Source organism: Halorubrum sp. ASP1 (assembly GCF_005435135.1).
Lineage (GTDB): Archaea > Halobacteriota > Halobacteria > Halobacteriales > Haloferacaceae > Halorubrum > Halorubrum tropicale.
Genome location: NZ_SGUA01000001.1, coordinates 407,048 through 428,872, shown reverse-complemented (window position 1 = coordinate 428,872; position 21,825 = coordinate 407,048). Strand labels below are relative to the sequence as shown.

Here is a 21,825-nt window from a genome sequence, read left to right as displayed (position 1 = left end):
CGGCCGCCCGTTACGTTGATACGGCCGGACCGCAAAGCAACCAATAGGAAATGCGGCGTGACTACTTCGATCTGACCGTCGAGGGCGTCGACGGCGGCGCCGGCTCTCGGTCGCCCCCGCTGGTGCGGATCGACTTCCACGGGCCGGAGGAACTGCTCCGCGAGCGGCTCTCCGGCGGCGAGAGCGGGGACGCCGCCGACGGCGACCTGCTCACGGCCGACCAGATCGATGTCGCCTTCCGGCTCCGCGAGCCGCTGGGCGAGGCGGACGACCCGGAGGGCGTCGTCGGCGTCACCAACCGGTACACCGGCGACTTCATCCTCGAACTCAACGAGACGGCGACGGACGTCCTCCCGTTCATCCACGCCGCGCGCGACGCGACGGACGACGGCGACGCCCGGTACCGCGTCGAGATCGACGTGGACGGCAATCGGCTCGTCGCCTACGACAAGGACACCTTCCTCGTGTACGACCCTGACGGGAACCTGCTCCGCAGCGAGAGCCTGATCCCCTCGGGCGTCGAACTGTAGCGGCCGCGACCGGCCGACGCCGGGCGAGTCACCCGGCGCTCACAGGCTGACGCTGTCCGGGACGAACCGCACCGAGTCCCCCGGCCGGAGGTCGAACGCGCCGTCGCCGCGGCCGTCGTTGACGTCGCACTCCGCGTAGCCGTGGCTCCCGACCGTGACGAGGCGCTCGCCGGGCTCGACGGCGCCGAACGTCTCCGCGACCGGCGTGAGGTCGCCGTCGACGCGGATCCAGTCGCGGCCGCGGACCAGGTCGCCGGGGACGTTGGTGATCACGTTGCCGAACCGGTCGATCGCGAGCACCTCGCCGTCGACGGCGGTCACGTCGCCTCCCTCGTCGCGCTCGACCGTCGGCTCCGGGAAGCGGATGTCCGCGGGGTCGCTCGCGGGCGACAGGTCGTCCATGCCCGCCAGCGTCTCCCCGACCGCGTCGGCGTCGGTCGACTCGCCGTCCGCCGCCTGGTCGAGCGCCGCCCGGATCCGCGCCGCGGTCGGGGCGAACACGTCGCGGCCGTGGAACGTCTCGCTCGCGGGGTCGTCGACCGCGACCGTCCACGCCTCGACGTCGGACTCGTCGGCCGCCAGCGCCCGGGCCGGCGGCATCGCCAGCCCGTTGTCCGGGGCCACGAGGACGTGCGCGCCGGCGCGGACGACGAGGGCGTCGCGGTCGGTGCCGACCCCGGGGTCGACCACGGCGCAGTGGACCGCCGGCGGGAACTCCGGGAGGACGAACCGGAGCCAGAAGGCCGCGGCGCGCGGGTCCCCGCGCGGCAGGTCGTGGGCCACGTCGATCAGTTCCGCGGCCGTGTGCCGGCGGATCACTCCCTTCATCGCGGCGGGGTACGGTGAGCCGAAGTCCGAGGTGAGCGTGATCATACCGGAGACCGCGTGCGGCGGGCGGTTAAAAGGAACGGGCGCCGGTCTCGACGGGCGCACGTCGCGGCCGGTCGAACGCCGGCGAGCCGGAGCCGCCGTCTCCCCGGCTACTGGTCCGAGGGCTCGTCGCCGTTGGAGTCGGTCTCGGCGATCCGCCGGATGCGGTCGACGCCGTCCACCTCGCGGATCACGTCGACGACGGCGTCGGGGACCAGGTCTTCCCAGTCGCGGCCGCGGATCATGCGTTCGCGGAGCTCGGTCCCCTCCAGGACGTCGCGCCGGAACATGGGGGACTGGCGCACCTCGACGCCGGCCTCCTCGAACAGGCGGACCACGAGCGGGTTGTTCGAGTACGCGACGTCGAACCGGGGTGTCATGCTCTGGACGTGGCTCACCCACACGGAGTTCCGGTCGAGGTCCTCGATGGGGACGACGTAGGTGGTGGCGTCCAGTTCCTCGACCGCCTTCGTCACCATCATCACGCGCTCGCCGGCGGTGAAGGGGTTCCGAGTGGTGTGGGAGTCGCCGGCGGAGCCGATACCCAAGACGAGTTCGTCGACCTCCTCCGCGATCTCTTCCACCATGTGCTGGTGGCCGTCGTGGAACGGCTGATACCGGCCGATGTAGAACCCCCGCATGAATCTACGTACCGTCGGCGTCATTTATAAACCCCGTGGGAACGGTCGAGCCCCCAGATCGGGAGATATACGGCTTCAAAGCGGGGTTTATTGCCCCCGGGGCGACACGGCCGGGGGGAGAAAGTATATCAGTAGCCGCCCCTTCGTTTTCGGTAGCGTTACCCGATTCTATGAGCAACGAGAAGGACACGAACGACCCGACGGCCGACGACCCCGACGAACCGCCTCGCGGCGGCGTCGACGACTCGAGTCCGGCGGGGAACGGCGAGGACGCCACGCGCGGCGACCCCGAGCCCGACGACGGTCCGGCGAACGAGCCCGGCGTCGACGAGGCCGCGGACTCCGACGGCGAGTCGGCCGCGGGCCCCGACGGCGAGGACCCCTGGGACGACGGGGTCGTCGTCGACGACGACGGGTTCGAGGGGACCGACGTCGTCGGGGAGGGTCCCGACGGCGGCCGGAACGGCGACGCCGCGGAGCCGGCCGACGACGGCGACATCGACGAGCTCGGTAGCACCGTCGAGGTCGAGGGCGCCGAGATCGAGGACGACCCGGACGAGGACGACCTCCTCGGCGGGCTCAAGATCGACACGACGGCCGAGATCGAGATCCCCGACCGGCTCGTCGACCAGGTCATCGGGCAGGAGCACGCCCGCGACGTGATCATCAAGGCGGCGAAGCAGCGCCGCCACGTGATGATGATCGGCTCGCCCGGGACCGGGAAGTCGATGCTCGCGAAGGCGATGTCCGAACTCCTCCCGAAGGAGGAGCTTCAGGACGTTTTGGTGTATCACAACCCCGACGACGGCAACAAGCCGAAGGTCCGGACGGTGCCGGCCGGCAAGGGCGACCAGATCGTCGAGGCGCACCGCGAGGAGGCGCGCAAGCGCAACCAGATGCGGTCGCTGCTGATGTGGATCATCATCGCCGTCGTGCTGGGCTACGCGCTCATCATCGTCGGCCAGATCCTCGTCGGCATCATCGCGGCCGGCGTGGTGTACCTCGTCTTCCGCTACCTCAACCGCGGGTCGGACGCGATGATCCCGAACCTGCTGGTGAACAACGGCGACACGAAGACCGCGCCGTTCCGCGACGCGACCGGCGCGCACGCCGGTGCGCTGCTCGGCGACGTGCGGCACGACCCGTTCCAGTCCGGCGGGATGGAGACGCCCAGCCACGACCGCGTCGAGGCGGGGGCCATCCACAAGGCGAACAAGGGCGTGCTGTTCATCGACGAGATCAACACGCTCGACATCCGCAGCCAGCAGCACCTCATGACGGCGATCCAGGAGGGCGAGTTCTCGATCACGGGCCAGTCCGAGCGCTCCTCGGGCGCGATGGTCCAGACCGAGCCCGTCCCGACGGACTTCGTCATGATCGCGGCCGGGAACCTCGACGCGATGGAGAACATGCACCCGGCGCTGCGCAGCCGTATCAAGGGGTACGGCTACGAGGTGTACATGGAGGACACCATCGAGGACACCCCGGAGATGCGCCGCAAGTACGTGCGGTTCATCGCCCAGGAGGTCGCGAAGGACGGCCGCCTGCCGGAGTTCTCCGCGGAGGCCGTCGAGGAGATCATCCTCGAGGCCAAGCGCCGCTCCGGCCGGAAGGGTCACCTCACGCTGAAGATGCGGAACCTCGGCGGGATGGTCCGCGTCGCGGGCGACATCGCCCGGGGCGAGGACGCCGACTACACGACCCGCGACCACGTGCTCCAGGCGAAGGGGCGCTCGCGGTCCATCGAACAGCAGCTCGCCGACGACTACATCGAGCGCCGGAAGGACTACGAGCTCCAGGTCTCCGACGGCTACGTCACCGGGCGCGTCAACGGCCTCGCCGTGATGGGCGAGGACTCCGGGATCATGCTCCCGGTGATGGCCGAGGTGACCCCGACCCAGAGCGGCGGGCAGGTGATCGCCACCGGCCAGCTCAAGGAGATGGCCGAGGAGTCGGTCCAGAACGTCTCGGCGATCATCAAGAAGTTCTCCGACGAGAACATCTCCGAGAAGGACATCCACATCCAGTTCATCCAGACGGGCCAGCAGGGCGTCGACGGCGACTCCGCGTCCATCACGGTCGCGACCGCCGTCATCTCCGCGCTGGAGGACGTCGGCGTCGACCAGTCGCTCGCGATGACCGGCTCGCTGTCGGTCCGCGGCGACGTGCTCCCCGTCGGCGGGGTCACACACAAGATCGAGGCGGCCGCGAAGGCCGGCTGCGACCGAGTGATCATCCCCGCGGCCAACGAGCAGGACGTGATGATCGAAGACGAGTACGAGGAGATGATCGAGGTCATCCCGGTCTCGCACATCAGCGAGGTCCTCGACATCGCGCTGGAGGGCGAGGCCGAGAAGGACTCGCTCGTCTCCCGGCTGAAGTCGATCACGGGCTCCGCGCTGAAGGACGGCAACGTCTCCGGGCCCTCGAACCCGAGCCCGCAGTAGACGGACTCGGGCCTCGCGGTCCGACCGCTTTCGTTCTCGTTCCGTCGAACTGCCGTACCGCGGGCGTCGCCCGCAGTTCCCCGGGCGTCGTCTCCTCGGGTCCGGTCTCGATCGCTCGCCGAGCGACGCCGTACTCGCGAGAGTATTTCGCTATTAACGCATAACTAATGCGCCCGATACAACTGAGACCTCGCAAGCGCGCGGAAACGTGCGTGCGCCAGTAACTGCGTATTCTCGATTTAGAGGCCCGAAATCACTCATCGTTGTCAGCGTCGCGGATGAGAACGAACCGCTCGACCGACGCCAAGTGCGGAACTCATAAGTTAGTATAGTGCGTACTGAACAATACAGATGTCAGGGGTAGCGATCATCGGCGGCGGACCGACCGGACTGAACGCCGCCATCTACACGGCCCGGGCGGACAGGCGAACGCTCGTGTTCGACGACGGGGGCGGGACGACCCGGGACGTGGACACGATGGAGAACGTCTACGGGTTCCCGGACGGGGTCACGGGGCCGGAACTCGTCGACCTGGGACGGGAACACGCGCGGAAGTACGGGGCCGAAATCGTCGAGGAGGAGGTCGTTCGGATCGAGCCTGACGGCGACCGGTACCGCGTCGAGACGACGGTCGACGAGTACGTCGTCGACGGGGTCATCATCGCGACGGGCGCGGACTACGAGCGGCCGGCCGTCGCGGACGTCGAGGCGTACGAGGGCCACGGCGTCTCCTACTGCGTCGAGTGCGACGCCTACTTCTACCGCGACAGCCCCGTCGCGGTCGTCGGCACCGACAACTACGCCGCGACCGAGGCGCTCATGCTGCTCGACTACACCGACGACGTCCGGATCCTCACCAACGGGTCGGCGTTCGAGGCCGACGAGGAGCTGAGAGAGCGGGTCGACGACGCCGGGATCCGGGTGGTCACCGACGATCTCGATCGGCTCGCCGGCGAGGAGGTCCTCGAAGCCGTCGTCACCCGAGAGGGCGACGAGATACCGGTCGACGGGTTGTTCGTCGCGCTCGGTACCGCCGGCGGAACCGACCTCGCGGAGATGCTCGGCGTGCCCGTCGAGGGCGACGACATCGTCACCGACCCCGACCAGTCGACGCCGGTCGACCGGGTGTACGCCGCGGGCGACGTCACCGGCGGCCACCAGCAGATCGCGACCTCCGTCGGCGAGGGCGCCCGCGCGGCCATCAACCTACTCGAAGAGCTCCGCGGGGCGGACTACATCGATTACAAGAAGCTGGACTCGCAGCCGGCCTGACCGGTCCGCCCGTCGACTCGGCTCGCGGCGGACGCGGAGGGTATTATATAAGACTACATAATGAGCAGTGCCGCCCAACACGCCCGTTGTTTTAGGTAAGCCTAAATGGTAGTCGCGCTGGCCGACGTTCCATCGGGGGAGTGGGTCGAACTGGTCGACGTGCCGGACGGCGAGCGCCGCGCTCGTTTGCTGCGGCTCGGCCTCCTAGACGGTCGCGTCGAGTGTCGCCGCCGGATCCGCAACGGCCCCGTCGTCGTTCGACGTCGCGGGACGGAGGTGGCGCTCGGGCGGTCACTGGCCCGGGAGATCACCGTAGAGCGGGCGGAGCCCGACGACGCACCGCGATGACGGCGAGCGGGGACGCGGCCCGCGGGCCCACGGCGGGCGACGTCGAGACGTCCACGGCGCTGGTCGGCGCACCCAACACGGGCAAGAGCGTGCTGTTCGGGCGTCTCACACCCGAGTACGTCGAGGTCTCGAACTATCCCGGCACCACGGTCGAGACGACCGCGGCGCCCCTCGGCTCGACCCGCCTGATCGACACGCCCGGGGTCCACGGAATCTCGTCGTTCTCAGAGGAGGAGCGGGTCACGAGGCGGATCGTCCTCCGTGCCGACGCGGTCGTGAACGTCGTCGACGCCACGCAGCTCGACCGAGACCTGTTCGTGACACTACAGCTGTTGGACATGGGGGTCCCGACCGTCGTCGCGCTGAACATGATGGACGAGGTCGAGGCCGAGGGCCTCGAGATCGACGCCGACGCGCTGGAGCGGTCCCTCGGCGTGCCCGTCGTCCCGACCGTCGCCGTCACGGGCGCGGGCGTCGACGAACTGCGCGATCGACTCCCCGAGGCGTCCGCCCCGGAGTCGACGCCGGTCGCCTCGTACTACGGCGCGCTCCCCGACGGGATCGACGCCAGTCGGGCGGAGAAGACCCTCCTCGTCGAGGGCGACGAACCGACGGCTCGCCGCGTCGGGGCTCGCGACCTCGCGGCCGACGGCGGCGCCGCACCGCTCGCCGCCGTCGGAGAACGGGAGGCGGTGTACCGCGAGCGCCGGACGCGCGTCAGGTCCATCGTCGAGACGGTCGAACGGGGTTCTCGGCGTCGTCTCGGGGAACGGCTCGGAGGCCTGTTGATGCGGCCGGTGACGGGGGTCCCGATCGCGCTCGCGCTCCTTTTCGCTGTGTTCTACGTCATGGGGGTGCTCGTCGCGCAGCGGGTCGTGGACTACGCGGAGACTGTGTTATTCGGGCGGTACTACGCCCCGGCGGTCGAGGCGGCCGTCGCGGACCTGCTCCCGGCGAGCGGGTGGGCCCGACCCGTCGAGTTCCTGCTGGTCAACGACAGCCTCGGGCTGTTGACGGTCACCGTCCGGTACACGCTCGGCGTCCTGCTCCCGCTCGTGGTCGCGTTCTACCTCGTGATCGGAACGCTCGAAGACGCCGGCGTCCTCCCGCGACTTGCCGTGGTGACGGACAGGGGACTCGACCGGATCGGGCTCAACGGCCGCGCGGTCGTCCCGCTGATCGTCGGCGTGGGGTGCGTGACGATGGCGGTCGTCTCCACCCGAGTGGTCGGGTCGCGCCGAGAGCGGCTCATCACGACGGCGCTTCTGGGGCTCGCGATTCCCTGTTCGGCACAGATCGGCGTCGTCGCGGGGTTGCTCGCCGAACTCGGGCCCGTCTGGTGGATCGGTTACCTGACGCTGCTGCTCGGGGTCCTCGGGACCGTCGGCGTCGTTCTCGACCGAACGCTGCCCGGTCGACAGGACGCGCTGATCGAGCAGCTACCGCGGCTGCGCGTCCCCCGCCCGACGAACGTCGCCCGGAAGACGGCGAACCGGGCCGGCGCGTTCCTCCGGGAGGCGGCCCCGCTGTTTGGGGTCACCGCGGCGGCGGTATCGACGCTCGATTACCTCGGCGCGCTCGACGCGATAGTCGGTGCGCTCCGGCCGCTGACTGCGGCTCTGGGCCTTCCCGCGTCGTTCGGAGAGGTGCTCGTGTTGGGGCTGATCCGCCGCGACTTCGCCGCCGCCGGGATGACGGATCTACAGCTGACGGCGTCACAGACCTTCGTCGGGCTGGTGGTCGTCACGCTGTTCGTCCCGTGTATCCTCACGATGGCGATGGTCCTCAGAGAGCGCGACGCGCGGAGCGCGATCCTCGTATGGGTCGGCTCCTGGGTCACCGCGTTCGTCGTCGGAGGCGCTGTCTCGGCCGCCTTGGGGGTGATCACGTGATCTGCCCGCGCTGCGGGTACGAGTTCGAACCGGCGAACGGGCTCTCGTGTCCGCGCTGTGGCGCCCCCGCCTCCTGCGCGGGTGTCTCGTGTGCCGAGTGCGGCGCGTGTTCGTCGCCCTTCGAGCGCCTCCGGCGACAGGTCGCGGAGCGGCTAGCCGACGCGCGGCGATCCGACGACGGTTCCGCCGGCGACGAGCCCGCGAACGAGTCCTGACGAGGGTCGGTGCGAGGCGGCGCGGGTGGCGGCCGGGCGCTCCGGGGGCCGCCGTCGACCGCGCCGGACGCTCTGCCGCCCCCGTCGCGGAGCGGGCCGCCGAGTCAGCCGACCGACTCCCAGCTCCGGTACAGCGCCACGCCGAACGCGAAGACGATCCCGCCGACCCCGACCTGTCTGCCGACCGTCCCGAAGTCGCCGTCCAGGCCGGCGACGACCGCTCTGACGGTCATCACCAACGTGACGAGGGCGACGAGTGCCAGCACCGCGTGCCGTGTCTTCATGCCTAAGCGCAGTCGCCTCGCCACCCAAAGCGATGGCTTGGCGCAGGACAACTTTCGGACCCGCGGGCGGGCCCCGCGTCGCAGCCGAGGGCGCGGCGGCGGGCGCTCCGCGGTCGGTTGTCCTGTGCCAACTCCGGGGTTATGGAGGCGGAGCGATCAGTGTCACACGGAGAGACCGACCGCGGCGCGCGTCGGAGCGACCCTCCAATCCGTATCCACTACGACATGATCGACCCAGTACTCGCAAGCCGATTCCAGTTCGCCCTGACGACGATCGTCCACATCATCTTCCCGGTGATGAGCATGGGACTGGCGCCGTTCCTGATATACTTCACCTGGAAGGACGTTCGGGGCGGCGACCCGGTGTACGAGCAGTTGCGTCGCTTCTGGACGAAGATATTCGCCATCTCGTTCGTCGTCGGGACGGTCACTGGGATCGTCTTGGAGTTCGAGTTCGGGACCAACTTCGCGGCGTTCTCGACGACAGCGGGCGAGCTGTTCGGCGGCCCGCTCGCCGTCGAGGGGATGATGGCGTTCATGCTGGAGGCGACGTTCCTCGGCATCTTCGTGTTCGGTCGCGAGCGGGTCTCCGACCGGTTGTACCTGGTGTCCAGCCTCGCCGTCGGCGTCGGCACGTGGCTGTCCGCGGTCTGGATCCTCATCGCGAACTCGTGGATGCAGATGCCGCGCGGCTACGAGCTCGTGACCGAGAACGGGCGGGAGGTCGTCCACCTCGTCGACCCGCTCGCGGCGTACCTGACTCCGCGGTTCGGCTACATGTACGTCCACATGCAAAACGCCGCCGTCGAGTCGGTCGCGCTGTTCATGGCCGGCGTCTCCGCGTACTACGTCTATCGACACCACGTCTGGGGAACGAAGTCGGAACACATCGAATTCTGGCACAAGACGCTCAAGATCGCGCTGGTCGCGCTACTAATCACGGCCCCGCTACAGGTGCTTCAGGGCGACCTGTACGCGAGGCACGTCTATGAGACGCAGCCGCAGAAGTTCGCTGCCATGGAGGCGGTCTGGGACACCGAGGCGTACGTCCCGGAGTATATCTTCGCGATCCCGACTGACCTGAGCCAGTTCACGGATCCGCGCGCGAAGGAGCTGTTCGGCCTCGGCATTCCGGGCGGGGCGTCGTGGCTCGCCAGCGGAGGCGACGCGACTGCGGAGATACGCGGGCTGAACACGTTCGAGACGGAGGCGCCCCCCGTCGCGATCGTGTTCTGGTCGTTCCGCGCGATGGTCGGGATGGGCTTCTGGTTCATCCTGCTGGCGTTCTGGGGCGGCTACCGGTGGTTCACCGGCGAACTGTTCGAAGACGGACTGCTCCATAAGGCGCTGATGGCGTCCAGCCTGCTCGGCATCGTCGCGGTCGAACTCGGGTGGGTCGTCACGGAGGTCGGCCGCCAGCCGTGGGTGATCCAGGGCGTGTTGAAGACGAGCGAGGGGGTGTCGCCCGGTCTTACCGGCGGGGAGGCGCTGCTCACGCTCGTGGGGTTCGTCGGGGTCTACACCGGCATCCTCGCGCTGTACACGTACGTCGTCGCGGGGGTTATCCGCGACGGACCACCGAGCGCGCGCGAACTGCGGTCCACCGCGGAGCGCGACGCGGGGACCGCGGAGGTGCCCGGTGATGACTAGCGCCGTCGACGCGCTCGCGGGGGGCCCGGTGTTCGGCCTGCCGCTCCCGGAGCTGTGGTTCTCGCTCGTGTTCGCCCTGCTCGGGACGTTCCTGTTCCTCGACGGCTTCGACTTCGGCGCCGGCGCGATCTTCGCGACGCTCTCCGACGACGAGGCTCGCGAGGCGGTGCTGTCGGCGATCGGGCCGTTCTGGGACGGTAACGAGGTGTGGCTTGTCGTGTTCGGCGGCGCGCTGTTCGCCGCCTTTCCGTCGGTGTACGCGGGGCTTTTCAGCCGCCACTACCTGCTGATGTTCGGCATCCTCGGCGCTCTCATCTTTCGGGGACTGGCGCCGGAGATGTACGAGCAACGCCACGACGCGCGGTGGCGGCGGTGGTGGGGGCGGTCGTTCGTCGCCGGCAGCGTCCTCGCGCCGTTCCTCCTCGGCGCGTTCGCGGGGAACTGGCTCGTCGGAACCCCCCGGTCGCTCACGCTCATCGGCGTCGTCACCGGGGTCGCCGTCACGGCGCTGACCGTCGTCTCCGGCGCCGCGTTCCTCCGGCTGAAAGCGCGAAACGCGCTGCCCGAGAGGGTTACAGATATCGGCGTCGGGGCCGTCGCGACGTACCTCATCGCGGTCGTCGCGACCCTCGGCGTCTTGGCGACTCGGCTCCCGGCCGGCGTCGACGCGGTGCTGTCGCCGCCGGTGGTCGCGCTGGTCGTCGCCTCCGTCGCACTCGGCGTCGGCTACGGCGTCGCCCTTCGGCGCGGGGCGAACCTCGCCGCGCTCGCGGCGGCCGCGGGACTGACGTACGGACTGATCGCGGTGGTCGCGGTCCTCATGTATCCGCGCATCGACCCGGCGACCGGGGCGACGGTCGGGGACGCCGTCGTCTCGACGTTACCGCTGAACCTCATGTCGATCGGCGCGGCCCTGCTGTTGCCGCTGGTCGCCGCGTACTTCGTCGTCCTGTACTCGGCGTTCAGCGGCCCGATCACGGCCGAGGAGGCGTACTGAGATGAGCGACGGATCGGAGGCGCCCGCGACGACACGTCGCTCGCCTGTCGGAACGCTACTGCTCTCGCGCGTGCTCATCACGTGGGCGGAGCTCCTCGTCGTCGGGTTCGGCGGGGCCGTCGCGGGCGGCGCCGCGTCCGGCCCGCCGCAGCTCGTCGTCTACTTCGCGACGGTCCTCGCCGCAGTCGCCGTGGTCATGTTCAACGTCGACAGGCTCGTTGCGGCTCGCGTCCGGGAGGCGACGTGATCGGACCGCCGCGTCCGACCTCAGTCCGACCGACGGTTCGACCGCCTGAGCGGTCCGACGCCGTGACGCTTGGCGACGATGCCGAACAGCAGCGCGGCGCTGGGGAGGAAGAGCAGTGCGCCCAGCGCAGTGACGGTGTCGTCGTGGGTCAGTCCGAGACCGAACCCGCCGATCCCGGCGACGAGCGCGACGAGGGCCGGGATCAGGAGACGGTTCCGGAGCGCGGTCGGCGTCTCGCGACCCGAGGGTGACTGCGCCATACGAGACAACGTAAGTACGTCGAGCCCATATCACACGCGTTGTCGAGGGACAACTCCCCGCCGAGGCGCGGGCGCTCGCTGACCGGCGACCGCGATACCGCCGGCCGTGAGACCCTCGACGACCGCAAGACCGTCGCCGCGAACCGCGCCCGCACGACCGGACCAGTTCACCGACAGATGCACGACTTCAGCTTCGAAATAACGTACGAGCCCGGCGCCGACGAGTACGTCGACCTGTTCATCGACCGCGGCTCCCTCCAGTCGAAGGCGACCTACTCGTGTCTCGACCCCGCGGAGCTGTGGAAGCTCGAATCGGTGACCGGCGAAGCGGCCGACCTCGCCGCCGTCGACGAACTGCTCTTGGACGAGTCCGTCGACCGCGAGTCGATCAGCGGTCGGGCGTGTCGCTCGACCCGTGCGACGAGCCTGCTGACCGAAGAGCAGCGGCGGCGTGTGGCGTACACGTACGTCTCCGACGTGGACTACTGCGAGTCCGTTCCCCTCATCACGGCGAAGTACGTCGACGGGGGCGTCCTCTTCGAGCAGACGCGGTCCGGCGACACGGTCCGTTGGCGCGTGCTGGTCCAGGACGACTCGAATATCGGGCTGTTGTACGACACGCTGTCCGCGAAGCTCGGCGACGGGCTGTCGTTCTCGTTCGAACACCTGACCGAGGTCGACCACTGGGAGAGCGAACTGCTCTCTCGGCCCGATATCGCGGCCGAACAGCGCGAGACCCTGCTGCTCGCCGTCGAACGCGGGTACTTCGAGACGCCGCGAGACGTGACGCTCGACGAGCTCGCGGCGGAGCTCGACGAGCCGCGTTCGACGGTGTCGTACCGGCTTCGACGCGCGACCGCGGAGCTGGCAAAGCGGTTCGCCGACCAACAGTCATGACCGCAGACACCCCACCCGACGACGATCAGCGGAGACCGGCAGCCGCGTCGCTAGAGGGCCGGTACCCGACGGACGTGCTCGTCAGCCCCGACTGGGTCGACGCCCGGATCGACCGGTTCGCCGCGGCCGACCCCGACCTGCGGCTGCTCGAAGTCGACGTCAACGCCTCGTTCTACGGGGAGGGACACGCGCCCGGCGCCGTCGGCGTCGACTGGCGCACCGAGCTCCGGTCGGCGACGGCGCACGACATCCTCTCCCCGGCAGAGATGACCGCCTTCCTCGAATCGAACGGGATCGACGAGGAGACGACCGTCGTCATTTACGGCGACAACCGGAACTGGTTCGCGGCCCACCTGTACTGGCAGCTCACCTACTACGGCCACCCGGATGTCCGGATCATGGACGGCGGCCGCGAGTACTGGACGGAACACGGCTACCCGACCACGACGGAGCCGGCCGACCCGCCCGCCGTGACGTACGGCGACGCCCCCGAAGCGCCGGCCAGACCGGGGGTGCGTGCCACGCGAACGGACGTGCGGGCAGCGCTCGACACCGACACGGAGTTCGTCGACGTGCGACTACCCGAGGAGTTTCGGGGGGAAATCACGAAGCCGCCCGGCAGCAACGAGGGGGCGATGCGGGGCGGCCACATCCCCGGGGCGACGAACGTGTTCTGGGCCGAGAACGTCCGCCCAGACGGCCTGTTCAAGTCTCGCGAGCGGCTTTCGGACGTGTACGAATCCCGGGGGATCTTCCCCGACGACGACGTCATCGTCTACTGTCGGATCGGGGAGCGATCGTCGGTGACGTGGTTCGTGCTCGAGGAACTGCTCGGCTACGAACGCGTGCGGCACTACGACGGGTCGTGGACCGAGTGGGGAAACATGATCGGCGTCCCGATAGACATCGGCGAACCGGACGACGGTTAGCCGGCTCCCCGTCCTCGGCGGCCGTCAGCCGCCGCCACCGGGGCGCGGCAAGTCACCGCCCCCGGCCGAGGAGAGAGGCCGTTGTCCTACGACAAACGGACACATTAGCTCCTGTACACACAATCTTCGGCGATGACTGGTTCTCACGCCGAACCGATGGCGAGGCGCACAGGAAGCCGGTGGGGCGGCCGGCGAAGCGAACTCGTACCGCCGGTCGGTCACGATGAGTGACGCCGGCTCGAAGCGCGACGAGTCGGGGACCGTCCGGCGGCTCCTGGACGCACTGAGCGAGGAGACGAACCGGACGATCCTGTCGGAACTCGACGAGCCGACCTCGGTCGCCGAACTCGTCGACGCGTGCGACATCCCGATGTCGACGGTGTACCGGCGCTTGGATACGCTCGAGGAGATGGACCTAGTGACCGAGCACGTCGCGATCGACGCCGAGAAGGGGCGATATCGACTGTACGAGCGCAACGTACGCCGCGTCACGATCACCGTCGACGACGACGGACGGCTCGGGACGCGGGTCGAGCGCCCGGCGGGGAACCCCGACGAGACGGTGACGTGGCGGCCGGACGGAGAGTGACGGACGTACGGCGACGGCCGGGGGACCGTCGCCCCGCCCTCTTTTATTCCGGGAGCGCCTACGGCGGACGATGAGCGGGAAACCGACGGTCGGGGAGTACATGACCCGCGAGGTGGAGACGGTGAGCCCGGACGAGACGGTGGCGACCGTCGCGCGTCGCATGGCCGACAGCGACGGCCACAACGGGTTCCCGGTCACCCAGGGCCGCACCGTGGAGGGGTTCGTCTCGGCCGGGGACCTGCTGCTCGCCGACGACGACGCCCCCGTGTTCACGGTGATGACGGAGGACCTGATCGTCGCGCACCCGGACATGAAGGTGACCGACGCCGCGCGGGTGATCCTTCGCTCGGGGATCCAGCGGCTCCCCGTCGTCGACGATGCCGACAACCTCGTCGGAATCATCTCGAACACCGACGTGGTCCGCTCGCAGATCGAGCGCGCCACGCCCGGCAAGGTCGGGAAGCTGATGCGGACCCTCTCGCAGATCCACGGCGTCGAGCTCGACGAGGAGCGCCGCGAGGTTGCGATCGCCGACCTGACGCCGACGCAGGCGCGCGTGTACGCCGACGAGTTAGAGGGCCGACAGTACGAGCTCGAACACGGGCTCGCGGAGCCGCTCGTCGTCATCGACAACGGCGGCACGCTCTACCTCGCCGACGGCCACCACCGGGCCATGGCCGCCCGCGAGGGCGGCATCGAGGCGATGGACGCGTACGTGATCGTCCCGCGGACGACGATCGACCTCGGAATGGCGAAGACGGCGGAGAAGGAGGGGCTCCGGGTCGTCGACGACATCGAGGTCGTCGACTACGCGCGCCACCCCCTCGTGGAGACGACGAAGCGGCTCCAGTGAGGCGCCGCGCGGAACCCCGTCCGTAGGCTTTTGTAAGTTGACGTAGACGTTCCGCGCATGGGATCACGCATTCGACGCGCACTCTCTCGGGCGGCGTTCGCCGCGGTCGGCGCGGCCGCCGGCGCCGCGGTCGGCGGACTGATCAGCAGACAGGCGGCCTCCAGCGGCGGCGCCCTCGGCGCGCTCGCGGGCGCGACGATCGCGGACGTGCGCTCGGACCCGGGCGGCTTCTTCGACGCGCTCCGCTCCGACGAGGACGAGGCGCTCGACGACGCAGACGGCGCGGCGACCGCCGGCTGAGTCGCTCTCCGCCGCGCGTCGGCGTTCGGGAACGCCTATACGACGGGAACGAGTAGCGACGGCCGATGACCGACACCGACGCCGACGCGGGGTGGTTCTCGCGGTCCGACGCGGGCGACGCGGCCGACGCCGCCCGCGACCGGCTCGCGAACGGCGAGGCCGACCGGCCCCGGGACTGGCCGGCCCTCGCCGTCGAGTCCGGGTTCGCCGACTCGACCGACGACTATTACGACCGGCTCCACGAGGCGAGCGTCGCGGCGGCCCGCGAGGCGGTCCGCGAGCGGGAGCGCGCCGACGACGCGCAGCTGATCCACGCGGTCCGGGCGATGGACGACGCGGAGCGCGTGGCCAACGAGCTCGCCGAACGCGCCGTCGAGTGGGCCGGGAGCCTCTTCGACGACGTGGGGTCCGGCGTCGAGGGCGCCCGAGCGATCGCGGCCCGCGAGCCGGAGAGCGAGGTCGAGCGGCGGGCGGTGTCGCTCGCGGCGCGCGCCGCCGACCTGGACGACGAGCGGGCCGAACTCGCGGCGACGATCGGCCGGATCGCGCCCGCGGTCGCGCCGAACCTCACCGAGATGGCCGGGCCGGAGCTCGCCGCGCGGCTGATCGCGCTCGCGGGCGGGCTGGAGTCGCTCGCGAAGAAGCCGTCGGGGACGGTCCAGGTGCTCGGCGCCGAGGACGCGCTGTTCGCGCACCTCTCGGGGCGGGCCCCGTCGCCGAAACACGGGATCATCTACACGCACGAGTTCGTCCGCGGCACGCGCCCGGCGGACCGCGGCTCGGCGGCGCGCGCGCTCGCCGGGAAGCTGTCGCTCGCGGCGCGGGCCGACCACTACGCCGGCGAGCGACGGGCGCAGCTTCACGAGGACCTCCGAGAGCGCATGGCGACGATCCGAGCCCGGGCAGACGAGGGCGCCGAGAGCGACGGCGACGGAGCGGCGAGCGAGGGGGAGGCCGACCATGAGTGAGCCGTCTCTTCCCGACGGCGTCGAGCGCCGCGAGATAGCCGGCGAGGAGCGGCTCGCGACCCGCGGCGAGCCGGTGTACGGCGAGCCGACGACGGACGGCTGGCGCGCGTGGGAGCCCGAGCGGTCGAAGCTCGGCGGGATGCTGGAGTTGGGACTTGAGACCGGGCTCGCGGGCGGGGAGACGGTCCTCTACCTCGGCGCCGCGAGCGGGACGACCGTCAGCCACGTCGCCGACTTCGCCGGGCCGACGTACGCGGTCGAGTTCGCACCGCGGCCGGCGCGGGACCTGCTCGACGCCGCCGAACCGCGCGACCGACTCTTCCCGCTGCTCAAGGACGCCCGGCGGCCCGAGACGTACGCGCACGTGGTCGAGGCCGACGTCGACGCGGTCGTCCAGGACGTTGCCACGCGCGGGCAGGCCGACGTGGCCGTCCGCAACGCGCGGTTCCTCGCCGACGACGGCCGGCTGCTGCTCGCGGTCAAGGCGCGCAGCGAGGACGTGACCGCGGCGCCGGAGGAGGTGTTCGAGGGCGCGCTCGACCGCCTTCGGGACGCGTACGAGGTCCTGGAGACGCGGCGGCTCGACCGGTTCCACGAGGACCACCTCGGCGTGGTGGCGACGCCGAAGTAGCCGCGCCGCGGCGGTCGGTCACTCCGCCGGTTCGAAGATGTCCTCGATCCGACAGCCGAAGTGGTCGGCGAGCTCGAAGGCGAGCTCCAGCGACGGGTCGTAGCGCTCGCGTTCGATGGCGTTGATCGTCTGGCGAGTGACGTCGACGGCGGCGGCTAGGTCGGCCTGGCTCTCGCCGGTCTCCTCGCGCCGCTCGGGGATGTCGTTTCTCATGCGGTCCGCTTGTAGTAGAAGATAGACACGCCGAACACGACGTACACTCCAAAGAGCGTCAGCATCGCGCCGTAGAACTCGCCCGGGAGCGTGACGACGCCGCTCTCGTGTAAGGCGAGTCCGCCCGGCGCGCCGAGGACGAAGAGGTACGCGAAGACGTTCAGCGTGTTCTGGCTGGCTTTGCGCTCGATAGCGTTGTCGCGCTCGTCGTACAGTTCGACCGGGCTGAACCGCTGGACCAGCCCCATACCGAGGCCGCCGGCCCAGTACAGAGCGACGCCGAGGACGAAGCGGTCGGCCGCGATGCCGATCCACAGGGCGAGAATACCGGCGCCGAGCAGTCCGTAGGCGATGCGCTTGTACCGTTTTCTGGTGGAGGGCCGAGTCGTCGCGGAGGCGGTGTGTTCGCTCATGGTGGGAGTAAAGCGAGCGAGAACCGCATGTAAAACTCGCTTTACAGTAAAAGACACTTTACGTTTGCTAATAAAACTGTCGCCGGTGAAGGTTCTGATAGGAAACGCGTCGAGGGGGTTCTAAACCGCAATTCACCGCCGTTTCACCACGACGGAGGCGAGAAGCCGGCGTCTTCGAGGATGGGCTTCCAGCGCTTCTGGACCGAGAGCCGGGAGACGTCCATCGCGTCGGCGACCGCCGACTGCGAGCGCTCCTCGCCGCGGATCAGTCCGGCGGCGTAGAGGCTGGCGGCGGCCGCGACGCGCTTCCCGCGGTCGTCGTCGGGGGCGCGCGAGAGGAACAGGTCGACCGCGGTCGAGCGCGTCTCGTCGTCGAGGTCGAGCGAGGCGCACGCCTCGTCGAGCAGTTCGATCCACGCCTCGTTGTCGACTCGGTCGCTCGCCCGGTACACGCGGCGAGGTAGTCGAGGGAGGGATATAAACGTCCGCGTCGGCGCCCCGGAGTCGCCCGCGGTCGCCGCCGTTGAGTTCCCCGCGGTCGCCGGTCTCAAGTCGCACGCGCACGTAACGCGCGTATGTCGACGCAGACGTGGGACGAGACGCGGGTCCGCGCGCTTCACGACGACCTCGTCGAGCTGTACGACCCGGTCGACCGAGTCGCCGAACACGGCGCGGACCCGACCGCGGAGCCGGGCGAGGGCGTCCGGCAACTGGTGACGACGATCCTCTCGCAGAACGTCGCCGACGAGAACACGCGACGGGCCGCCGAGGCGCTGTTCGAGCGGTACGACGACTTCGCGGCGATCGAGGCCGCCGACCACGAGGAGCTGCGCGAGACGATCCGAGTGGCCGGGCTGCCGGACCAGAAGGCCGCGCGCATCCAGCGCGCGCTGACCGCGATCCGCGAGGAGACCGGCGGCGCGTACTCGCTCGCGTTCCTCGACGCGATGGCGACCGACGACGCGAAGGCGTGGCTGACGGAGATCAAAGGCGTCGGGCCGAAGACCGCCAGCGTCGTGTTGAACTTCCACTTCGGGAAGCCGACGATGGCGGTCGACACCCACGTCGAGCGCGTCTCGAAGCGGTTCGGGCTCGTCTCGGAGTCGGCGTCGAACGAGCGCGCCCACGAGGAACTGGACGCGCAGGTGCCCGACGAGCTGATCTACCCGCTTCACGTGTTGTTGATTCGGCACGGTCGCGAGCACTGTTCGGCTCGGGGCGCGGACTGCGACAACCCGGTGTGTGAAGTCTACTGCGACTGCGAGTACTGCTGATACGTCGAGTAGGGAGCGATTCGTGACCGGTTCGAAGTGAATTCTGCTGGTCGCTCGGCGGCGACCGCTTCCCGAAGCACCGCACAGCGGCCCCACGCCTTCCCAGCCTCGTCGCTGGCTCCGGCGGCGCCAGCGACTCCCCCGCGCGTGCTCCTCGCGGCCTCCGCTTCGCTCCGGCCGCTCGCGGACACGCGCCGCCGCACGATATTGACGAATCGTATCGCCGCTGTCGGTTCGTCAGGTTCTTGACTCGGTTCCGCGTACGCTGGTTTGCGCGCGGGTTGCCGAGCCAGGCCAAAGGCGTAGCGCTTAGGACGCTATCCCGTAGGGGTCCGCCGGTTCAAATCCGGTCCCGCGCACTGAGCGAAGGAGCAAGAGCGGATTTGTAACCCAGAGGACGAGCGAAGGGAGTCCTCGCGGTTCGAATCCGGTCCCGCGCATACTGCCTCGAACGAACGTGAGAGGCATTTCGGCGCAGGTTCGGACTCCTTCGCTGTCTGAATCCGTGTTAGTAAGGTCGGTACGTCTACTTGACCGCGGCGCTCGAAGCGCGCTATCGGGAGTAGCTCGCCGCTCGGAGGCTATGCCGGCCACGTCCTCCAACCGCACCTCCTGTTGCCCGTAGTACTCGCCGTCGACCGTACAGGACCCGCCGCCGTCGGCGAAGCAGACCTCGCCGCGCTCGTCGTGACCGAGCGACGCGGGCGCGGCGACGAGTGCGGCGCTGGCGTGACGCATCGTTACTGGACCTCCGAACCGGAGACACATAACCGTCGTTTCAGCCGGCGACCAGATGAGCGGTCGGACGGGCTCGCCTCGCCGCGGCGCACCCCGACGTGGATTCCGCGTGCGGGCCGCTCGTCGCCGAAACGACACCGCCTTGTCGATCGGTCGCGAACCGGATCCGTGACGCTCCGACGCGACGTGCTCGCGGCGGTCGACGCCGACCGCGGCTCGTTCCGGCCCGCGCTCGCGGCGCTTCTCGACGAGTACGAACTCGCGCTCGGGAGGGCCCCGACGCCGGTCGATCACCCCGACGACCGGACGGAGCGCGAGGCGCGCTTCGTCGACCGACTCCGGGCGCTCGACGACGCGCCGATCGGACTCACGCTCACCGGTCCGGCGTACCGCGACACCCCGATCGTCTACGTCAACCGCTGGTTTCGCGAGTGGACCGGGTACCCGCTCAACGAGCTCCGCGGCCGGAACCCACGACTGTTTCAGGGCCCCGACGCCGACGAGGGCGCCCGCGCGGACTTCCGCGAGGCGCTGTCGACGTGGTCGGCGGTCACCGTCGAGCTCCGCAACCGCCGCCGGGACGGCGCCCCGTTCGCGAACCGGGTCGCGCTGCGGCCGCTGTTCGGCGACGCGGGAACCGTCACGCACTGGGTCGCCGCGCAGGAGCCGCGGCCGATCGAGGGGGCGGACGCGGGCGTCGAGTGAGCGAGCGCTCGTCCTCGCCGCTCACCGCAGCGTCGACGTGGGGACGACCGACGGGAACGCGCCGCTCCCGGTCGCGTCCTCGACGACCGCCTCGGCGACGTGTTCGCCGCTGAGCAGGCACATCGGCATCCCGATACCGGGGTTCGTGTACGCGCCGACGTAGTAGAGGCCGTCGACGCCGGGCGCGCGGTGCGCCGGCCGGAGCGGGCCGGTCTGGCCGAGCGTGTGCGACAGCGCCAGCGCGGTGCCACGGGGCGCGTTGAACCGCCGCCGGAAGTCGGAGACGCAGGCCGTCTCCTCGAAGACGATCCGGTCGCGGAAGTCGACGCCGGCGTGCTCGGCGAGGTCGTCGAACACCAGGTCGCGGAACCGCTCGCGCGTCTCCGGGCCGTCCTCCAGCCCGGCGGCCAGCGGCACGAGCAGGAAGACGGCCTCGTGGCCCTCGGGCGCCGCCTCCGGGTCCGTCTTCGACGGGACGTGGACGTAGTACGCGGGGTCGTCGGGCCACGCCGGGTCGTCGAAGATGGCGTCGAAGTGCGGGCGCCAGTCGGTCGGGAACACGAGCGTGTGGTGGTCTAAGTCCACCTCGCCCTCGACGCCGATGTACGAGAGGTACGCCGAGGGCGCGTACGTCCGCGACTCCCAGTACGACTCGCGGTCGACGGTCCCGGCGGGGAGGAGCTCGCGCTCGACGTGGGGCGGGGCGGCGTTCGCCACGACGCGGTCGAAGCGGGCCGAGCGGAGCGACGCGCCCGACTCGCGGGGCGCCGACTCCACGGTGAACTTCGGGACCGACGCCGGGACCGACGGCTCGATCGCGGTCACCGGCTCGCTCGTCCGGATCGAGACGCCGAGCTCCCCGGCGAGGTCGGCCATCGCGTCCACGACGCTCGCGATCCCCCCGACCGGGTGGTAGACGCCGAGGTTCATGTCGACGTGGCTCATCAGCGTGTAGATCGCCGGCGTGTTGTACGGCGAGCCGCCGAGGAAGACGAGCTTGTACTCCGCGATCTGGCGGAGCTTCTCGCTGTCGAAGTAGTCGCCGACGTAGTCGTCCATCCCCCGGAGCTTCGGGAGCGCGCGGCCGGACCGGAGCACGTCGGCGTCGACCATGTCGCGGAGCCGCGAGCGGCTCGGGTAGACGAACCGGTCCATGCCCAGCTCGTACGCCTCCGCCGCGTCCGCGAGGTAGTCGTCCAGGACCTCCCCCGCGCCCGACTCGTAGGACTCGAACAGCGCCTTCTGCCCCTCGCGGTCGGCGGGCATCGACGCGCGGTCGCCGTCCTTCCAGATCACCTCGTACAGCGGATCGAGTTCGATCAGTTCGTAGTAGTCGTCGGTCGAGCGCCCGAAGTGCTCGAAGAAGCGGTCGAACACCTCCGGCATGAGGTACCACGAGGGCCCGGTGTCGATCCGGAACCCGTCGCGCTCGATCCGCCCGGCGTACCCGCCGGGGTGGTCGTTCCGCTCGAAGAGCGTCACGTCCGCACCCGCGTCGGCGAGGTGGCTGGCCGCGGCGAGCCCGCCGAAGCCGGCGCCGACGACCGCGATCGACTCCCCGGCGAGCGGCTCGCCCGCGTCCGACCGCCCCGCGTCCGGTTGGGGTGACATTACGTCGTGATAGGCGGCCGACCACGTTTACCCTGCGGTCATACCATGTTA

The 21,825-nt window shown here is 70.0% G+C and carries 25 protein-coding genes and 1 tRNA gene; 18 read left to right on the top strand and 8 right to left on the bottom strand.

Annotation, left to right across the window (positions count from 1 at the left end; all coding sequences use genetic code 11):
- The first annotated feature begins 50 nt into the window (after positions 1-50).
- Complete coding sequence (locus EXE48_RS02180; protein WP_137704066.1) at positions 51-530, top strand: DUF5793 family protein; 480 nt, start codon at positions 51-53, stop codon at positions 528-530.
- A 39-nt stretch (positions 531-569) separates the two neighbouring features.
- Here EXE48_RS02180 and EXE48_RS02175 read toward each other — a convergent pair whose 3' ends face one another.
- Complete coding sequence (locus tag EXE48_RS02175; RefSeq protein ID WP_053772295.1) at positions 570-1,403, bottom strand: SAM hydrolase/SAM-dependent halogenase family protein; 834 nt, start codon at positions 1,401-1,403, stop codon at positions 570-572.
- A 107-nt stretch (positions 1,404-1,510) separates the two neighbouring features.
- Positions 1,511-2,041, bottom strand: a complete 531-nt coding sequence (locus EXE48_RS02170; RefSeq protein ID WP_053772296.1) for a nicotinamide-nucleotide adenylyltransferase — start codon at positions 2,039-2,041, stop codon at positions 1,511-1,513.
- Positions 2,042-2,211: 170 nt separating this feature from the next.
- On the opposite strand from EXE48_RS02170, the gene lonB reads away from it, so the two are divergent.
- From lonB to feoB, 4 genes are all read left to right on the top strand, one after another.
- Positions 2,212-4,488, top strand: coding sequence for an ATP-dependent protease LonB (lonB, locus tag EXE48_RS02165; protein ID WP_053772297.1), 2,277 nt, complete (start codon positions 2,212-2,214; stop codon positions 4,486-4,488).
- A 351-nt stretch (positions 4,489-4,839) separates the two neighbouring features.
- Positions 4,840-5,760 (top strand): NAD(P)/FAD-dependent oxidoreductase, encoded by a 921-nt coding sequence (locus EXE48_RS02160; protein ID WP_053772298.1) that lies wholly within the window; start codon positions 4,840-4,842, stop codon positions 5,758-5,760.
- Between the two features lie 105 nt (positions 5,761-5,865).
- The gene (locus EXE48_RS02155; protein ID WP_053772299.1) at positions 5,866-6,108 is read left to right on the top strand and encodes a FeoA domain-containing protein; all 243 of its coding nucleotides are present in this window, start codon (positions 5,866-5,868) and stop codon (positions 6,106-6,108) included.
- Complete coding sequence (gene feoB, locus EXE48_RS02150) at positions 6,105-8,000, top strand: ferrous iron transport protein B (RefSeq protein ID WP_053772300.1); 1,896 nt, start codon at positions 6,105-6,107, stop codon at positions 7,998-8,000. Before EXE48_RS02155 ends, feoB begins: the two co-directional genes overlap by 4 nt.
- 319 nt (positions 8,001-8,319) lie before the next feature.
- Here the strand turns inward: feoB and EXE48_RS02140 are convergent, their stop codons facing one another.
- Positions 8,320-8,499: a DUF8073 family membrane protein gene (locus EXE48_RS02140; RefSeq protein ID WP_053772302.1), complete on the bottom strand. Its 180-nt coding sequence runs from the start codon at positions 8,497-8,499 to the stop codon at positions 8,320-8,322.
- Positions 8,500-8,724: 225 nt separating this feature from the next.
- Here EXE48_RS02140 and EXE48_RS02135 point away from each other — a divergent pair, with 225 nt between their 5' ends.
- The 3 genes from EXE48_RS02135 to EXE48_RS02125 are packed head-to-tail and all read left to right on the top strand — an operon-like array spanning position 8,725 to position 11,393.
- Entirely contained in the window at positions 8,725-10,149 is a 1,425-nt protein-coding gene (locus EXE48_RS02135; protein WP_053772374.1) for a cytochrome ubiquinol oxidase subunit I, read from the top strand.
- Entirely contained in the window at positions 10,142-11,146 is a 1,005-nt protein-coding gene (gene cydB, locus EXE48_RS02130; protein ID WP_137710662.1) for a cytochrome d ubiquinol oxidase subunit II, read from the top strand. Before EXE48_RS02135 ends, cydB begins: the two co-directional genes overlap by 8 nt.
- Position 11,147: 1 nt before the next feature.
- Positions 11,148-11,393: a hypothetical protein gene (locus EXE48_RS02125; protein ID WP_053772304.1), complete on the top strand. Its 246-nt coding sequence runs from the start codon at positions 11,148-11,150 to the stop codon at positions 11,391-11,393.
- A 20-nt stretch (positions 11,394-11,413) separates the two neighbouring features.
- On the opposite strand, the gene EXE48_RS02120 is transcribed toward EXE48_RS02125, so the two are convergent.
- Entirely contained in the window at positions 11,414-11,653 is a 240-nt protein-coding gene (locus EXE48_RS02120; RefSeq protein ID WP_053772305.1) for a hypothetical protein, read from the bottom strand.
- A 177-nt stretch (positions 11,654-11,830) separates the two neighbouring features.
- Between EXE48_RS02120 and EXE48_RS02115 the strand changes: the two genes are divergently transcribed.
- From EXE48_RS02115 to EXE48_RS02085, 7 genes are all read left to right on the top strand, one after another.
- The gene (locus EXE48_RS02115) at positions 11,831-12,550 is read left to right on the top strand and encodes a helix-turn-helix domain-containing protein (protein ID WP_053772375.1); all 720 of its coding nucleotides are present in this window, start codon (positions 11,831-11,833) and stop codon (positions 12,548-12,550) included.
- The gene (locus EXE48_RS02110) at positions 12,547-13,479 is read left to right on the top strand and encodes a sulfurtransferase (protein ID WP_137710661.1); all 933 of its coding nucleotides are present in this window, start codon (positions 12,547-12,549) and stop codon (positions 13,477-13,479) included. Before EXE48_RS02115 ends, EXE48_RS02110 begins: the two co-directional genes overlap by 4 nt.
- 223 nt (positions 13,480-13,702) lie before the next feature.
- Entirely contained in the window at positions 13,703-14,068 is a 366-nt protein-coding gene (locus tag EXE48_RS02105; RefSeq protein WP_053772307.1) for a winged helix-turn-helix domain-containing protein, read from the top strand.
- Between the two features lie 70 nt (positions 14,069-14,138).
- Positions 14,139-14,921: a CBS domain-containing protein gene (locus tag EXE48_RS02100; RefSeq protein ID WP_121599070.1), complete on the top strand. Its 783-nt coding sequence runs from the start codon at positions 14,139-14,141 to the stop codon at positions 14,919-14,921.
- 57 nt (positions 14,922-14,978) lie between these two features.
- Positions 14,979-15,221 (top strand): hypothetical protein, encoded by a 243-nt coding sequence (locus tag EXE48_RS02095; RefSeq protein WP_137704061.1) that lies wholly within the window; start codon positions 14,979-14,981, stop codon positions 15,219-15,221.
- 65 nt (positions 15,222-15,286) lie between these two features.
- Positions 15,287-16,189, top strand: a complete 903-nt coding sequence (locus EXE48_RS02090) for an NOP5/NOP56 family protein (protein ID WP_137704060.1) — start codon at positions 15,287-15,289, stop codon at positions 16,187-16,189.
- On the top strand, positions 16,182-16,820 hold the full coding sequence (locus EXE48_RS02085) for a fibrillarin-like rRNA/tRNA 2'-O-methyltransferase (RefSeq protein WP_137710660.1): 639 nt from the start codon (positions 16,182-16,184) through the stop codon (positions 16,818-16,820). Before EXE48_RS02090 ends, EXE48_RS02085 begins: the two co-directional genes overlap by 8 nt.
- An 18-nt stretch (positions 16,821-16,838) precedes the next feature.
- On the opposite strand, the gene EXE48_RS02080 is transcribed toward EXE48_RS02085, so the two are convergent.
- From EXE48_RS02080 to EXE48_RS02070, 3 genes are all read right to left on the bottom strand, one after another.
- Entirely contained in the window at positions 16,839-17,033 is a 195-nt protein-coding gene (locus EXE48_RS02080; RefSeq protein WP_053772312.1) for a helix-turn-helix transcriptional regulator, read from the bottom strand.
- Positions 17,030-17,446: a DUF2178 domain-containing protein gene (locus EXE48_RS02075; protein ID WP_053772313.1), complete on the bottom strand. Its 417-nt coding sequence runs from the start codon at positions 17,444-17,446 to the stop codon at positions 17,030-17,032. Before EXE48_RS02075 ends, EXE48_RS02080 begins: the two co-directional genes overlap by 4 nt.
- A 143-nt stretch (positions 17,447-17,589) precedes the next feature.
- Positions 17,590-17,898: a hypothetical protein gene (locus EXE48_RS02070; RefSeq protein WP_053772314.1), complete on the bottom strand. Its 309-nt coding sequence runs from the start codon at positions 17,896-17,898 to the stop codon at positions 17,590-17,592.
- A 123-nt stretch (positions 17,899-18,021) separates the two neighbouring features.
- On the opposite strand from EXE48_RS02070, the gene EXE48_RS02065 reads away from it, so the two are divergent.
- From EXE48_RS02065 to EXE48_RS02055, 3 genes are all read left to right on the top strand, one after another.
- A complete protein-coding gene (locus EXE48_RS02065; RefSeq protein ID WP_053772315.1) occupies positions 18,022-18,720 on the top strand; it encodes an endonuclease III domain-containing protein in 699 nt (232 codons plus the stop codon).
- Between the two features lie 274 nt (positions 18,721-18,994).
- Positions 18,995-19,079, top strand: a tRNA-Leu gene (locus EXE48_RS02060).
- Between the two features lie 547 nt (positions 19,080-19,626).
- Complete coding sequence (locus EXE48_RS02055) at positions 19,627-20,163, top strand: PAS domain-containing protein (protein ID WP_137710659.1); 537 nt, start codon at positions 19,627-19,629, stop codon at positions 20,161-20,163.
- Positions 20,164-20,184: 21 nt separating this feature from the next.
- Here the strand turns inward: EXE48_RS02055 and crtID are convergent, their stop codons facing one another.
- A complete protein-coding gene (crtID, locus tag EXE48_RS02050; protein WP_137710658.1) occupies positions 20,185-21,774 on the bottom strand; it encodes a bifunctional phytoene desaturase/3,4-desaturase in 1,590 nt (529 codons plus the stop codon).
- Positions 21,775-21,825 lie beyond the last annotated feature (51 nt).

Bases quoted from the DNA above. Each gene is read 5' to 3' on its own strand.
- cydB (WP_137710662.1), top strand. From the start codon at position 10,142: ATGACTAGCGCCGTCGACGCGCTCGCGGGGGGCCCGGTGTTCGGCCTG.
- EXE48_RS02090 (WP_137704060.1), top strand. From the start codon at position 15,287: ATGACCGACACCGACGCCGACGCGGGGTGGTTCTCGCGGTCCGACGCG.
- EXE48_RS02100 (WP_121599070.1), top strand. From the start codon at position 14,139: ATGAGCGGGAAACCGACGGTCGGGGAGTACATGACCCGCGAGGTGGAG.
- EXE48_RS02120 (WP_053772305.1), bottom strand. From the start codon at position 11,653: ATGGCGCAGTCACCCTCGGGTCGCGAGACGCCGACCGCGCTCCGGAAC.
- crtID (WP_137710658.1), bottom strand. From the start codon at position 21,774: ATGTCACCCCAACCGGACGCGGGGCGGTCGGACGCGGGCGAGCCGCTC.
- EXE48_RS02140 (WP_053772302.1), bottom strand. From the start codon at position 8,499: ATGAAGACACGGCACGCGGTGCTGGCACTCGTCGCCCTCGTCACGTTG.
- EXE48_RS02105 (WP_053772307.1), top strand. From the start codon at position 13,703: ATGAGTGACGCCGGCTCGAAGCGCGACGAGTCGGGGACCGTCCGGCGG.
- EXE48_RS02080 (WP_053772312.1), bottom strand. From the start codon at position 17,033: ATGAGAAACGACATCCCCGAGCGGCGCGAGGAGACCGGCGAGAGCCAG.
- EXE48_RS02155 (WP_053772299.1), top strand. From the start codon at position 5,866: ATGGTAGTCGCGCTGGCCGACGTTCCATCGGGGGAGTGGGTCGAACTG.
- EXE48_RS02170 (WP_053772296.1), bottom strand. From the start codon at position 2,041: ATGCGGGGGTTCTACATCGGCCGGTATCAGCCGTTCCACGACGGCCAC.
- EXE48_RS02110 (WP_137710661.1), top strand. From the start codon at position 12,547: ATGACCGCAGACACCCCACCCGACGACGATCAGCGGAGACCGGCAGCC.
- EXE48_RS02065 (WP_053772315.1), top strand. From the start codon at position 18,022: ATGTCGACGCAGACGTGGGACGAGACGCGGGTCCGCGCGCTTCACGAC.
- feoB (WP_053772300.1), top strand. From the start codon at position 6,105: ATGACGGCGAGCGGGGACGCGGCCCGCGGGCCCACGGCGGGCGACGTC.
- EXE48_RS02075 (WP_053772313.1), bottom strand. From the start codon at position 17,446: ATGAGCGAACACACCGCCTCCGCGACGACTCGGCCCTCCACCAGAAAA.
- EXE48_RS02085 (WP_137710660.1), top strand. From the start codon at position 16,182: ATGAGTGAGCCGTCTCTTCCCGACGGCGTCGAGCGCCGCGAGATAGCC.
- EXE48_RS02115 (WP_053772375.1), top strand. From the start codon at position 11,831: ATGCACGACTTCAGCTTCGAAATAACGTACGAGCCCGGCGCCGACGAG.
- EXE48_RS02135 (WP_053772374.1), top strand. From the start codon at position 8,725: ATGATCGACCCAGTACTCGCAAGCCGATTCCAGTTCGCCCTGACGACG.
- EXE48_RS02125 (WP_053772304.1), top strand. From the start codon at position 11,148: ATGAGCGACGGATCGGAGGCGCCCGCGACGACACGTCGCTCGCCTGTC.
- lonB (WP_053772297.1), top strand. From the start codon at position 2,212: ATGAGCAACGAGAAGGACACGAACGACCCGACGGCCGACGACCCCGAC.
- EXE48_RS02160 (WP_053772298.1), top strand. From the start codon at position 4,840: ATGTCAGGGGTAGCGATCATCGGCGGCGGACCGACCGGACTGAACGCC.
- EXE48_RS02095 (WP_137704061.1), top strand. From the start codon at position 14,979: ATGGGATCACGCATTCGACGCGCACTCTCTCGGGCGGCGTTCGCCGCG.
- EXE48_RS02175 (WP_053772295.1), bottom strand. From the start codon at position 1,403: ATGATCACGCTCACCTCGGACTTCGGCTCACCGTACCCCGCCGCGATG.
- EXE48_RS02180 (WP_137704066.1), top strand. From the start codon at position 51: ATGCGGCGTGACTACTTCGATCTGACCGTCGAGGGCGTCGACGGCGGC.